Genomic DNA, 12,311 nt, shown 5'->3' with positions numbered 1-12,311 from the left:
AGGCACTCACCAGGTCGGCGGATATGCAGGCCAAGTCACCCACATATCGAGCGTCGGCAGGCTGTCAGGGGTGCGGCCCCACAGATAGAAACCGTCCAGGTAGTAAACCGGCGCGTCATCGAGTATCGCGATTGTCTTGGGTGTGCCCGCCTGCTCGCCCAGCACATCATTTACAGACATGCCAGAGCTAGCCGCCGCGCAGGCAATCAGCTCGCTACAGCTCAGCGCAGGCCCTTCTGCATAACGACGAAGTTGTTCGAACTCAGCGCTATCGAGCGTGACCAGGTGCGCGTGTACGATTTGTTTGAAGGCTGCAACAGTGGTTGGCGCTAACTCGACCATGGCCATTGCATCAGGCTAAATATGGGACGGCGCAAAGAGCTGCAGCGATAACCAGAAGGCTGAAAGTAGTCGCCTTCGAGTTCACGCCACTCACGTCAAAGTCCGCGCATTTCTCGTACACACCACCGGCTTCCCGCAGTAGCTTTTCTGACTGTTCACTACCGGCCATGGTTAGCAGAAGCAGCCCGAAAACAGCTGGCATGAAAAGGACAGTGACCAGGCCAACAATTGTCCATCCGGTCATTACACACCCCCTACGATTCGAGAGAAAAATTCGAACATTCCACCCAGAGCTATAAAGAACCCCAGAGCGCAACACCCTAGCCGGGTTTGCTGGCCCAATCGGATCGCCCTCACCCATAGATGAGCGAATCGGAAATACGAAATTGCGTGAGGCGCGAAGTAGAGCGCTAGCGCTGTAGAAAGCAGACCGCCGACTAGGTTGCAAAGCATCGTCTCTTGGCGACCTAGCCAGACCAGTAGCACGGCAGATACAACCACTACGATGTAGAGCAGCCAGGCGTTAACCAACCTGTAGCGCAGCTTGCCGGCGTTTTCCCGGCCAATGTATAGCTGCATATGCCCCGACTTCGACTCAGCAGCACCGAGCTTGCCGGTTCGGATTAATGCCAGCGCGCAACCCTGTTGCGTATCCTGCATTGGCACCTTCGACCAGGGCGGGCAGACTTCCACACCTACCGATGAAAGCTCTACGGCCGAGGCAAAGGCGTCTAGTTTTTCGTTTGCTGAATCGCCCCTGGTTTCGTAGACACCTCTAGGCCTCATAATACGGCCCATTAGGAGGTGCCATGAGCAACCCGCGTTATCCCGAAGAATTCAAAATCGAAGCAGTCAAACAGGTGACCGAGCGAGGTCTGCCGGTGGCTGAGGTAGCTGCTCGTTTGGGCATGTCGACACACAGCCTTTATGCCTGGGTGAAGCGCTACAGCAAGCCTCAAGAGCAGCGAGCGCAAGAAGACGACCAGCATGCTGAGCTGCGTCGTTTGCGCGCTGAACTCAAGCGTGTGACTGAAGAGCGAGACATCCTAAAAAAGGCCGCCGCGTACTTTGCCAAGGAGTGCGGCTGAAGTACGCCTTCATCAATCAGCTATCCGCAGACTATTCGGTTCGCCGCCTGTGCCTGACCCTGAAAGTACATGCCAGCGGTTACTACGCTTGGCTGGCAGAGCCGAACTCGGCACGAGCTAAGGATGATCAGCGGCTGCTGAGTTTGATCAAGCACTCCTGGTTAGAGAGCGGTGGAGTCTATGGCTACCGCAAAATCCATGACGACCTGCGTGAGCTTGGAGAAAAGTGCGGCAGGCATCGCGTTGCTCGACTAATGCGCCAGGAAGGCCTGCGTTCGCAGACGGGATATCGGCGGCGTCCAGGACGTTATGGCGGCAAGCCTTCAGCGGCCTCACCGAATCATCTTGAGCGTCGATTCAATGTCACCGAGCCCAACAAAATCTGGGTTACGGACATTACCTACATCCGCACCTATGAGGGTTGGTTATTTTTGGCGGTGGTGCTCGATCTGTTTTCGCGGCAGGTAATCGGTTGGTCGATGAAGCCACAGATGACCAGCGATTTGGCTATTGATGCATTGCTGATGGCGGTTTGGCGGCGTAAGCCAAAACAGGAAGTGATGATTCACTCAGACCAAGGCAGTCAGTTCAGCAGCGGTGACTGGCAGAGCTTCCTGAAAGCCAACAACTTACTTGGCAGCATGAGTCGACGTGGCAACTGCCATGACAATGCGGTAGCGGAAAGCTTTTTCCAACTGCTGAAACGGGAGCGGATCAGGCGAAAGATCTACAGCACCAGGCAGGATGCCCGCGCGGATGTATTCGATTACATCGAGATGTTCTATAACCCAAAACGCCGGCATGGTTTCAACAATCAGCTGTCGCCGATAGAGTTTGAAAAGCGTTATTTCCAGAGCCTGGAAAGTGTCTGAGAAACCAGGGGCGATTCAACCCACTGTAGGGTTCGACAACTCACGTACCTCCCTGTCGAGGTAGCGCCGCACATCAGACAGCTCGGCCATTCGACCAGAAAGCATGAACTGCAGCGCGCTTTGTCCGTTGAATGGTGTGGCCTGGTTTGGCTTGCTTATCCAGTCATAAGCATTCTCCACTTGGTTGCTGAAGATGATCCGTAGCGATTTATGGATACCCATCAGGTAGGAAATTCGCTCCATCAGGTCATGGCTCAGGTTCACCTCAGGCAGGCTCTTGAACTTGTGATAGGTGGTGTTGCCAACCGACCCGAGCAGTACCTTTTGCTCGGCTGCTGAGCAGCCCCACTTATCCATCAAGCTAAAGAAGAACGACAATGCTACTTTGCCCGCATATGGGGTATCAGTGGCCGCATAACTACCTTCAAGGTCGTTTGTCATGTGATGAACCCTTGCTGACGATTGCGCTGTTTATCCACTTTCGCAAACTCTCGGCCGTCTCGGCACCTCGCCAGGCCCCAGAACTATCGACTAGGTAACGCGAGTCATCGATCCCCACACTAAGCTGAGCCAGTGGCCGGCCAGGCAGCGGGACGCTCATGCTGCCGTCTTCATCCTGCCTGCTCTTCACGGCCTAGTTCATGAGAGTGATCCTTCGGAGGGGCAGCGCAAAACTGGCTCACTCATTAGGTTTTGTCAGATATTGCGAGGGCGGGCAAGGAGGCGTGATGGTCGCACAGTACGAGAGGCAGCCGAGCGCGAACGCATCAGAATGGCGTATTGACATCAGCGCGCCGGCTTTGGCCTACTCATAACATCTATGTATGCCTATCAGGTAATGTGGAAACAGCCGTCTTTCAGCGCTGAATTCACTTCAATGGGGTAGATCTAAAATGCTAGGAAGGGAGTTCTTTGCATGTTCCTGAACGACCAGGAAACGGCTACTGACCTGCTGTATTACACCCCCATCGCCAAAACAGTAGAGCGTCTACTTCGCGAATCACGAGGGGCACCGGTCACCATTGGCGTTCACGGTGACTGGGGGGCAGGTAAATCCAGCGTTCTGAAAATGACCCAGCAGATCCTCAATTCTGATGATCGCGTCTGCTGTATCTGGTTCAACGGGTGGACGTTCGAAGGTTTTGAGGACGCGAAAACTGTCGTCATCCAAACGATTGTCGACGAATTGAGGCGTGCGCGCCCTGGCTCAGTGAAGGTTGCTGAGGCTGCAAAGAAGGTCTTACGCCGAGTTGATTGGTTCAAGCTGGCCAAGCAAGCAGGTGGGTTAGGTATTACTGCGTTCACAGGCATCCCCAACCTCGATCAGTTAAGGGGGGCTGTGGAGTCGATTTCTTCCTTCGTGCAGAACCCCGGTGAACATCTGAGCCTTGAAAGGCTCAATGACCTTGCTAAAGAGGCTGGCGGCTTCATCAAAGATGCTGATACCGAGTCTGAGCAGCTTCCCGAGCACATGCATGAATTCAGGGCCGAGTTCGAAGAGCTCTTAACGGCTGCCGACATTGACCAGTTGGTGGTCATCGTTGATGACCTTGATCGATGCTTGCCGAAGACAGCAATCGCCACGCTTGAGGCCATTCGCCTTTTCCTCTTCGTAAATCGAACAGCATTCGTAATCGGTGCTGATGAGGCCATGATCGAGTACGCGGTACGCGAGCACTTCCCAGACCTCCCTCAAGGCGCGGGACCTGTGACGTACGCGCGTAACTACCTCGAAAAGCTCATTCAAGTACCGTTCCGCATCCCGGCCCTAGGGCTGGCGGAAACCCGTAGTTACATCACGCTGCTGCAGTTGGAGAGCTTCGTCAAAACGGATGACGATCGATTCAAGGCGCTCTTGAATACCGCCCAGCAGGACATGCTCCGTCCCTGGAAGAGCAGCGGCCTCGACCGCAAAGCCGTAGCTGGCGCTTTCGGCAACCCGCTTCCCGACTATGCCCAGGAAGCATTGGATACCAGTGCCTTGTTGGCCCGAATCTTGAGCGAAGGTACCAGGGGCAACCCCCGGCAGATCAAACGCTTCCTGAACTCCATGATGCTGCGTTACGCCATCGCCGAAGCTCGTGGATTTGCTGACGACATCCGGCGTCCGATACTTGCGAAAATCATGCTGGCGGAGCGTTTCCACCCTGATTTTTACGAGCAGTTGGCCCGGATCGCGAGCCTGGATGCGGGCGGTACGGTGCCTGCCATCGCCGAACTGGAAAAGCGGGCCAAGAAGTCCAATGGAACCGATTCAGAGCTGAATGAAGGGAAGGGCTCTGGGAAGCTCAAGGCAGTGGCCAACTCTGGCGATGTGAACGATTGGGAGAAGAGTGATTGGATCAGCAAATGGGCGGCGATCGATCCCGCGCTGACTGGCGTGGATCTGCGCCCCTACATCTTCGTGACTCGCGACAAACGCAGTTCCTTGATGGGGCAGGTCGCGGTGAGTCATCTCGAGGCGCTTGTCGACAAGCTCATGGGCCCACCATTACAGATCCGGCAAGCGACCACGAAGAAAGAAATTGTGGGATTGGCTGAGGTTGATGCCGAGAATGTTTTTGACGCACTCCGCGATCAGATAATCCAGGCGGACGATTTTTCGGATCAACCCAAAGGTGTCGCGGGGTTGATCGAGCTTGTCAAACAACGCCCCGCGCTGCAAAAGCGCCTGATCGAATTTATCGGATCTCTGCCCACGTCAAAACTCGGGATGTGGGCTCCTGCCCCATGGCATGAGTGCCTCAAGGATACAAATGCCATCCAGGGTCTCGATGCAATTCTGAGAGGTTGGAGTCAGCAGGTCGAGAACGGGAATCTTCAGAAGGCAGCCAAGCGCGTACTTACGCTCAGCGGGAAATCATAAGGATTGATATGGGTACCTCCAAAGGATATGGAGGCCCAAGCTCCGGCTTGGTGCCCTCCTGGATTGATGATGTGGCGCAGCCAGCCGCACCGGCTGCTCAACCGAACGAGCCAGGCCAAGCTAATCCATCTCCGCCTGGCTCTGCGCCATCTCAGCCTGGCTCAGCTCCGTCAGGGCCGGTAAACAATGACGGCACTGGCTCCCTTCGGGGGGCTCGCAGCAGCTTCACCCGGTTCGCCCGCACTGGAAGCCCCAGCGATTTGGGGAACGCCCTGTCTTCATATGTGCGTAAAGGCGTAGGGGGATCGTCGAGAGGAGCGCGCCGCATGGGGACATCCCGCGCTACTGCGGCAAAGTTGCTCAGTATCTTCGGAGATGTTCAGCGCGATGGAGCAGCGGAAACACTGCGGCGTTTGCAGCTCACCGTGGCACCAGGGCAACCGGCCTCACAGGTTCTGCTCACGCTGCTTGAGTTCATTTGCCCGCCTGGCGGCGCGATTGACGAAGGTGTTGCTCGCCAGGCTGCGTTGAATACGATCGCCGAACTGGACGAGGCAGGCAGCGGTAGCTTCGAAGACATGACCCAAGCTGATAGGCAGAACTTCTTCCTCGACTTCGTAGCGAACTCGATTGAGAGCATGATCATGGCGGACTTGGGCGGCCGGGGAATCACCATGCCGGATGATGTGGATGCAGTTGAGCGCATCCAATCTCAGCTGAGCTCCTTCATCACGGGCTGTACGCGGGGTCAGCTCGCCAATCGGATGGAGCAATGGCCGGCACCCACAGACCAGGAGGTCAATCAGGTCACCTCTGCGATCTATGAAGCGGCATTCGATCTTATCGCCACTGCAGCGGAGGGGATGGAATGAGGCACCACAGCATTATTTGCCGGCTTGGCCAGACGGATGACCAGGATCTGGCTCTGCTGGAGCCAAGCAGCGTCATTACCGAAATCCAGTTTCTTAACGGACTTGGGCGACTGCAGTTTGGGATTGGTCAAGCCATTCAGCAACTGGCTGAACTGGGTATGAGCCCAGGAGAAACTGCCATCGACCTAGCGCTTCTGGCAGCGACTCTTACGGCGGCGGACACCAGAGTCTCACGGGACACCGAGTCGGAAAACGCATGGACGAGAGAGATCGACCTCTACGTCCCCGTCGCAGACCCCGCACTGTGGACAGCAACGTCCGACATGTTGGCCTCGACATTGAAATTTCTTACTGGTGATCGCTGGCGTCTGGTCTTCCGCGAGCGGCCCAAAGATATCGATGAGCTATCTCCCGCTCCGGAGAGCTTGAGAACAGACGAGTCGGACAGCGTCTGCCTGTTCTCAGGGGGCATGGACAGCTTCATTGGGGCGATCGATCTACTCAGTGGCGGCGGTAAGCCATTGCTTGTGAGCCATTACTGGGATACCAACAGCACCAGTACCTACCAGAATGACTGCCGGGCAGCGCTGCAGGAGAGGTTTTCCGAGACGTCGATCAACCACGTTCAGGCCCGTGTGGGGTTCCCTCACGACCTCGTGGAGGGTGGAGGTAGTGAAGATACACTTCGAGCGCGCTCATTCTTGTTCTTCGCGCTGGCGGCCATGGCTGCGGAAGCGATCGGCGACTCGGTTACCATACATGTGCCTGAAAATGGCTTGATCTCTCTGAACGTCCCCTTAGACCCACGCCGCCTGGGTGCATGTAGCACGCGCACGACGCATCCATACTACATGGCGCGGATGAATGAGCTCTTTGGGCGTTTGGGCCTGAGCACGAGGCTGTTCAACATGTTCAGCCATCTCACAAAGGGTCAAATGGCAGAGCAGTGCTCTGCCCCTGAGTTCCTAGCGGCTTATGTGCATCTAACGATGTCATGCTCCTCGCCTGGAAAGGCCAGGTACCATCCCGACCCCTCGAATCGATCACCCAAGCACTGTGGGTTCTGCGTCCCTTGCATCATCAGGCGAGCAGCTATTCTCCGTGGGTGTGGCCCCGATCAGACCCGATATGTCATCCCAGATCTGCATGCGCAGGCGCTGGACACTAACAAGTCTGACGGCGAACATGTACGTTCCTTCCAACTCGCCATCGCTCGTCTCAAGCGTGCGCCTCACCGAGCCAAGTTCGCAATTCATGAGCCGGGGCCGTTGATCGACCATCCTGACCGTTTAGGTGACTTCGAACAGGTCTATCGAAATGGGCTGCTGGAGGTCGACGACTATCTCGAGGGTGTCACAGCCGTACCTCTATGAAACCGCAAAAAAGCTCGATTCCAAAGTGGGTGGATTTCCACTGCCATCTCGACCTGTATCCCGATCATGAGAGCCTCATCTTGGAGTGCGATCAGGCAGAGGTTGCCACCTTGGCCGTGACCACGACACCGAAAGCATGGCGGCGCAATCGTGAACTTGCGGCATCCTCTCGACATGTCCGTGTTGCATTGGGACTGCATCCCCAACTGGTGGCAGAGCGTGAATCGGAGCTGCCGCTCCTGGAGCGACTGCTTGAGGAGACTCGATACGTTGGAGAAGTTGGGCTTGATGCCGGGCCCCAGTTCTATCGAAGTTTTGAGGCCCAGGAGCGGGTGTTCAAAAGGGTGCTCGATGCTTGCTCGGAGCAGGGCGGGAAAATCCTCACTGTCCACAGCGTACGCAGTGTGGAAAAGGTGCTGTCCCATATCGAGCGCCTGCTTCCGATTGACCGGGGAACGGTGGTGCTCCACTGGTTCACTGGCTCCCCCAGCGAAGCCAGGAGGGCTGTGGAGCTTGGGTGCTATTTTTCGATCAATTCCCAGATGCTGACTTCAGCTAAACATCGCAATCTAGTTGCCTCACTGCCTCCTGATCGAATCCTCACAGAGACCGATGGCCCGTTCGTGCAAAGCGAGGGGCGGTCAACCAGGCCTGCTACAGATATTCCGAAAACTGTGCGAGCGCTGGCAACGCTTCGAGAGCAATCGCCAGAGCAAGCAGCCGCGCAGATTATTAGTAATCTGCGCGATTTAGTACGTAACTAGCGCCTCATCCTCGTAGGAGTCCCTGCTACTGGGAACTCCTGGCAATGGCGTCCTCACGCTTGAACCCGGTGGTAAAAAGATACGGCGTTACTTTATCAAGACAACTCTTTCTTGCGAGTTTTTCCGCCTAAAAAGTTCGGTCTCATAGATCAAGAAATTAGCAAAAATAAGCCAGGTGGAGTGCGTTTTTGCTAGGTAGTAGGTTTGGTTAAATGGCCGGAGTAGTGATGAAAAATCATACTAGTAGTGATCATCAAGGTAATGCTTTAGCGGTTTGGGCACGAAAGGTCGATTCATATGAGTCAATTGTGGAGAAAAGAGAAACCGCGCTACGGTTGGCTGTCGAGTGTGTTAATGATGGAACTTTAGACTCGCTTGATGGCGTTGGCTCTCCCTTGTCTAAAAAGATAATGGAAGTTCATGGTGTTGAACTGTTTGAAATGAATAGTAACTGGGTAGAGACCTCGCAGTACTGGAGGTGTCCTTGCTGTGATAGAAGTAAGATAGAAATATCTAGAGTTGGGAATAAAGGGCAGATACTTGCAAAGTTAGTTGAGCATCACGACCATATGAGTGATGCCCTTAAAGCGGCGTTTAATAAGGTCTTCGTTGAGAGTTGTACAAGAGTTCCAACTAAAACTGGGTTGGCAATGGTTGAGCGCATGTCTCCAGCCTTCTCGGCATATGCGCCTGTGTTAATTTGCGAGGACTGCAATAATTCTGATGCTGTAGCAAAGAGGGTTTTATCGGAGCAAGGGTGTAATGTTGAGTGGCAGTCGTTCTCAATAGGTCAAATTCGCCAATTCATTAGTGTAAGTAAGCATGCTTCGCATGAAATGGATGAGGCCAAGGTAAAATCACTCTGGCAAGTGATTCGGCCAGCTTATGTGGCAAGGATGAATCTGATCTATCAAGTTGCTAAGGCAGCTGTTTTGCAGGATTACTGGTATGAAAAATATCCGGTAGGGATGGTCGCGGTTCCAACGCTAACCAATGGGTATGGCAGGCACGGTGGGCTAGAGTTGGTGAATGCTGAGGCATTTGGGCATGAGATGACCAGAAATACTATTGCCCACCAAGCCAACCTGACCAGATGGCGCACTGAGAATAAGCCAGCAGGGGGGGCTCCTCCGGATAACTACACTGCGATCTTATTGTCGTTGCCAGGGTGTGCAAGAATGTGGAATGAATTGGACTCCACTTGGAAGTGCCCAATATGCGATCGATCTAAATTTGAGATTGTTACATTTATAAAGGGCAAGGTTAGCTTTCTGACTGATGCTCCAGATCGGCGAAGTCCAGCATGGGGGCGGATACGGCATATCTGCATGGGTTGTTGCAGTGTAGTGAGGTCTATGAAGTTGGAGTTAGAGAAGGGAAATGGGCTGAGTCTTGGCGGGACGTTCAGGTGCATTACACCAGATCAGTTGCGATCAATAATTACCCCTCGGCCCCATTCGTCTCCGTTGATTGACAAGCAAAAAGCAAAGGCGTTTGTTGATGCTTGGGTGTGCGCTGAAGCTACCTAAGTGACTGGTAGTGTAGGTTTTGCCGCACAGGTTGCATCGGCTGGAAACCGAGCGGATCTCGCTGCGTTTGGGCGGACGGGGCGGCAGGTTCTTGTATCCAACAGGGAGCAAAAAGAGCACTTGGTTTTGAGCAGCTTGCTGTCAGTTCAGTGGGGTGCGTAGCTTGGTGCCGCCGTTACCCCCCCCCCCACACATACGGCATACTGGACTTTTATGACCCGATCCATTGCGTTGCGCACTTACTGGGGCGATTGGATGAAGCTTTCGATGAGTGAAACCCAGCTCTTCAAGCTCAGGGCACATCTCCAAGCGGGTTCAACCAAAACAATCGCTTTGGGTGGACATGTTTTTCGGCCTCAGGGGGACGTACTGTTCTTTGCAAACAGCGGGACCCCGTCCAAGTACTATTTTGAGATGTCACCGCAGGAAGTCATCGCCGTCATCGAGGAGGCCTTGAGCTAGGTATCGCATCTTGGACGAAAAGACTGGCAGCACACTTCAGTCCCCTTTCAGATGAACGCGCATGTCAGAAACAAACACCTAGCGCCCGGCAGTTGAGCTACCGCAGAGCGCTACTTCGTCGTTCATTCTCTCATCTGCTCTGGCTGTCAAGCCTTACGCGAGTTTCTACGATCTATGTTCAGGTAGGTGGAGTGGTGACGGTTTCTGAGCAATTTATTCAAGAATAGTCTCCACAGTGAGCGAACGGGCATAATCGCCAGAATGTCGGATCGCTTTTGCCTAAGGTGACGAGAGCTAAGAGCTCGGGGAGCTATCGACCAAATGCTTTGCGCAGAAATTAAAGGACGGGCAGCAACACATGAATGCAGATTTTCTAGATGCCCATCGCAGGCACATGGTTGACGCTGAAACCCTTTTTCAGGCTTCCCGGCTTGCTAATGCAGATCAGCTTTATAGCTTCGCAGCTGAATGCGGCCTAAAAAAACTCATGAGCGGATTTGGAATGCTAGTCACGCCCGACGGTTCGCCAACTGACAGACTAGATCGCGTGCATGCAGATAAAGTATGGGGTCGTTACGAAACCTATCGTTTCAACAACCTCAGTGGTGCGAATTACGTCCTACCTAGTCCAAATCCCTTCCATGATTGGGAGGCGTCGCAGAGATACGCTAATAGCAACGACATCTTGCTCCCAAGCGTTCAGGCTCATAAAGGCGCTGCTGAGACTGTCGCAGCTATGGTCAGGAAAGCCCAGTTAGAGGGATTGATATGAGTACATTTGACGAGATTATTCCTGCGCTGCGGGAAATCCTTGCCAACCATACTGATTTCCTTCATCAGGTTGGCCCTGTGTACGTCAACAGAGATCTGAATGGACGAATTCGGCTGATCGTTTCGGCGAAATGGGAGAGAGAACAGAGTGCGCTGGATCAGCTTGAAGCCATCTCTCACCAGATACTTGGAAAAATCGGTAGGCATGCATTTCCTTCTGAACAGGCCGTTCTTTTCGAAGAAAATCCTGAAACTGTTGCGTTTGGTTCACCAGTTTATGTACTTGAGGGGGTCGCCGACGTTTTGCTGATTGATCGGTTAGCTACGCAGGGTAATTGGTCGATGATTACGCGTCCCTCGACCGGGGCCGCTCGAATTGTGTTTTTCTCTATCAAAGGCGGCGTTGGGCGTTCAACGGCGATAGCCGCAACGGCATGGTCATTGGCACAGAGCGGTAAACGAGTTTTGGTTCTAGACCTGGATCTCGAGTCGCCAGGCCTTTCTACGTCTCTGCTTCCATTAGACCGCCGTCCGAAGTTTGGCATTACCGATTGGTTGGTAGAGGACCTTGTCGATAATGGAGATGAGGTTTTCGAAAACATGGTCGCTTCTAGCGGGTTATCACATGACGGAGACATTTATGTCGTCCCTGCTCATGGTGATAAATCGGGAGAATACGTCTCTAAGCTGGGCCGAGTCTGGATGCCAAAAGTATCGGTGGAAGGCCAGGAACCTTGGTCGAAACGTCTGCAAAGGCTCATTTCGGCTCTTGAAGAGCGCTGGGCACCTGACGTCATTTTGATTGACTCACGAGCGGGAATAGATGAAGTGGCGTCTGCGTGCGTCACTGATTTAGGCGCTAATCTGGTGCTCTTGTTCGCGCTAGATGGGGATCAAACCTGGTCTGGCTACAAGATACTTTTCCGCCACTGGCGAACTACCGGTGTGGTTCGAGAAATTAGGGAGCGTCTTCAGATCGTTGGCGCGTTAATTCCTGAGTTAAACAGTGTTGACTACACGATTGGTTTGCGTGAAGAAGCCTGGAGCTTATTCGCAGACGAACTGTATGACGAGGTACCAGCTGGTACCGCAGTGATTGGGGATACTTGGAGCTTCGACAGCGCTGACGAAGGTGGTCCTCATTTCGCTTGGGCTGTCCGCTGGAATCGTGGTTTTAATTCCCTTCGTGCCGTCCATTCGAGACTGGACGACATCGATGCCGCTGAGGTCTCGGCGGTCTTTGGGCCAGTGATCGAAGGTATTTCTGGCGTTTTGCAAAGTGAGGAACACTCGTGATTTCACATGAACAGATCAGAGAGTCGCTTGTGCAAGCGATCCCTCTGACTACCTCATCTCATGGTGAGGCGCCCGA

The 12,311-nt window shown here is 53.9% G+C and carries 11 protein-coding genes; 9 read left to right on the top strand and 2 right to left on the bottom strand.

Annotated features, from left to right (window positions below; genetic code table 11):
• Positions 1-6 precede the first annotated feature (6 nt).
• Complete coding sequence (locus ACIGEK_RS17755) at positions 7-348, bottom strand: hypothetical protein (protein WP_397494590.1); 342 nt, start codon at positions 346-348, stop codon at positions 7-9.
• Between the two features lie 803 nt (positions 349-1,151).
• On the opposite strand from ACIGEK_RS17755, the gene ACIGEK_RS17750 reads away from it, so the two are divergent.
• Positions 1,152-2,302 (top strand): IS3 family transposase gene (locus tag ACIGEK_RS17750; protein WP_397494589.1). Its coding sequence is split into 2 segments (ribosomal slippage): positions 1,152-1,395 and positions 1,395-2,302, totalling 1,152 coding nucleotides; the frame shifts between segments, so codons are not numbered across the junction.
• 15 nt (positions 2,303-2,317) lie between these two features.
• Here the strand turns inward: ACIGEK_RS17750 and ACIGEK_RS17745 are convergent.
• On the bottom strand, positions 2,318-2,743 hold the full coding sequence (locus ACIGEK_RS17745) for an antitoxin Xre/MbcA/ParS toxin-binding domain-containing protein (RefSeq protein ID WP_397494588.1): 426 nt from the start codon (positions 2,741-2,743) through the stop codon (positions 2,318-2,320).
• 475 nt (positions 2,744-3,218) lie between these two features.
• Between ACIGEK_RS17745 and qatA the strand changes: the two genes are divergently transcribed.
• From qatA to ACIGEK_RS17705, 8 genes are all read left to right on the top strand, one after another.
• Entirely contained in the window at positions 3,219-5,168 is a 1,950-nt protein-coding gene (gene qatA / locus ACIGEK_RS17740; protein WP_339410190.1) for a Qat anti-phage system ATPase QatA, read from the top strand.
• Between the two features lie 8 nt (positions 5,169-5,176).
• Positions 5,177-6,040 carry a Qat anti-phage system associated protein QatB gene (gene qatB, locus ACIGEK_RS17735; RefSeq protein WP_397494587.1) on the top strand — a complete coding sequence of 288 codons (864 nt, stop codon included), beginning with the start codon at positions 5,177-5,179 and terminating at the stop codon, positions 6,038-6,040.
• On the top strand, positions 6,037-7,413 hold the full coding sequence (gene qatC, locus ACIGEK_RS17730; RefSeq protein ID WP_397494586.1) for a Qat anti-phage system QueC-like protein QatC: 1,377 nt from the start codon (positions 6,037-6,039) through the stop codon (positions 7,411-7,413). The genes qatB and qatC overlap by 4 nt, the downstream gene beginning before the upstream one ends.
• Positions 7,410-8,177 carry a Qat anti-phage system TatD family nuclease QatD gene (gene qatD / locus ACIGEK_RS17725; RefSeq protein ID WP_397494585.1) on the top strand — a complete coding sequence of 256 codons (768 nt, stop codon included), beginning with the start codon at positions 7,410-7,412 and terminating at the stop codon, positions 8,175-8,177. The genes qatC and qatD overlap by 4 nt, the downstream gene beginning before the upstream one ends.
• A gap of 227 nt (positions 8,178-8,404) precedes the next feature.
• Positions 8,405-9,706: a hypothetical protein gene (locus tag ACIGEK_RS17720; protein ID WP_397494584.1), complete on the top strand. Its 1,302-nt coding sequence runs from the start codon at positions 8,405-8,407 to the stop codon at positions 9,704-9,706.
• Positions 9,707-9,919: 213 nt separating this feature from the next.
• Positions 9,920-10,168, top strand: coding sequence for a hypothetical protein (locus tag ACIGEK_RS17715; protein WP_397494583.1), 249 nt, complete (start codon positions 9,920-9,922; stop codon positions 10,166-10,168).
• Between the two features lie 358 nt (positions 10,169-10,526).
• Entirely contained in the window at positions 10,527-10,940 is a 414-nt protein-coding gene (locus tag ACIGEK_RS17710; protein ID WP_339410178.1) for an SAM-dependent methyltransferase, read from the top strand.
• A complete protein-coding gene (locus ACIGEK_RS17705; protein ID WP_339410177.1) occupies positions 10,937-12,235 on the top strand; it encodes a ParA family protein in 1,299 nt (432 codons plus the stop codon). Before ACIGEK_RS17710 ends, ACIGEK_RS17705 begins: the two co-directional genes overlap by 4 nt.
• The last annotated feature ends 76 nt before the right edge of the window (positions 12,236-12,311 follow it).

Origin of the sequence: Pseudomonas sp. NPDC079086, assembly GCF_044542155.1 — a bacterium.
Taxonomy (GTDB): domain Bacteria; phylum Pseudomonadota; class Gammaproteobacteria; order Pseudomonadales; family Pseudomonadaceae; genus Aquipseudomonas.
This window is presented reverse-complemented; position numbering and strand designations above follow the sequence as displayed.